General features: G+C 62.8%; 1 protein-coding gene. It reads right to left on the bottom strand.

Translation table 11 applies throughout. The features are described from left to right. Positions 1–135 precede the first annotated feature (135 nt). Positions 136–486 carry a GNAT family N-acetyltransferase gene (locus tag Pph01_RS42520; protein ID WP_204078952.1) on the bottom strand — a complete coding sequence of 117 codons (351 nt, stop codon included), beginning with the start codon at positions 484–486 and terminating at the stop codon, positions 136–138. Between the last annotated feature and the right edge of the window lie 248 nt (positions 487–734).

Below are 734 nucleotides of genomic sequence, written 5' to 3'. Positions count from 1 at the left end.
TCGCGCACATCGAGAGCCTGTCTAAACGTTGAGCTCATCGCCAAACGGCCCCGGATCCGAGCCGAAGTCGCGGGCTGAGAGCACGGCCCTACTCAGAACCTGAGTAAGCCGGCGGGGTGCAGGTCATCCATGACGTCAGCGCCCGCTGTTCGTGTCTCGCGCGGTGCGAGTGGCGATGAAGGCCGAGCGGCTGATGTCGACGACGTCGTTGAACTCGGGGTGGTCTTCGACGTAGTCGGCAACAAACCCGCAGTAGATGCCAACCTTGGTCTGACTTTGGCTCAGGTCTTCCAGGGCGTAGCGCGCCAGGGCCGACGCGATGCCCCGATGCCGTTGGTCTGGGTCCACGTAAGAGTGCGTGAGCGCAACCCGGCCGCCGGTCGTCTCGTAAGCCAGGGTACCGACGACCTGACCATCGGTCAGTGCCTCGTAAAGGCGGGTGGTCTCATCCTTGCGCACCTCAACGGCGGCCGGTGGTAGCTCCATGTGCACTTCTCGCCTCGTTCGTCTTCGGTCGGTGGTCCCGATCAGTCCTCGCGTGGCACGCGAACGGACCAGGTAGTCCAACGTATGGTACTCATGGGGTTGACTGCAGGCAGATGGGCGCCATATTTGGACTCTGGAGTCCAAATATGGCGTGCACGACTGCGCGGTGTAACTACGTGAGTCGATGAGCGGCGATGGGCAATGTCATGCCGAGCGGACCTCAGGGGCCTCGGGCAGATAGCCACTCG

The sequence above is a fragment of the Planotetraspora phitsanulokensis genome, assembly GCF_016863295.1.
In the GTDB taxonomy this organism is placed as follows: Bacteria; Actinomycetota; Actinomycetes; order Streptosporangiales; family Streptosporangiaceae; genus Planotetraspora; species Planotetraspora phitsanulokensis.
Note: the sequence above shows the minus strand (reverse complement) of the source record. Positions and strands in the feature narration are given on the sequence as shown.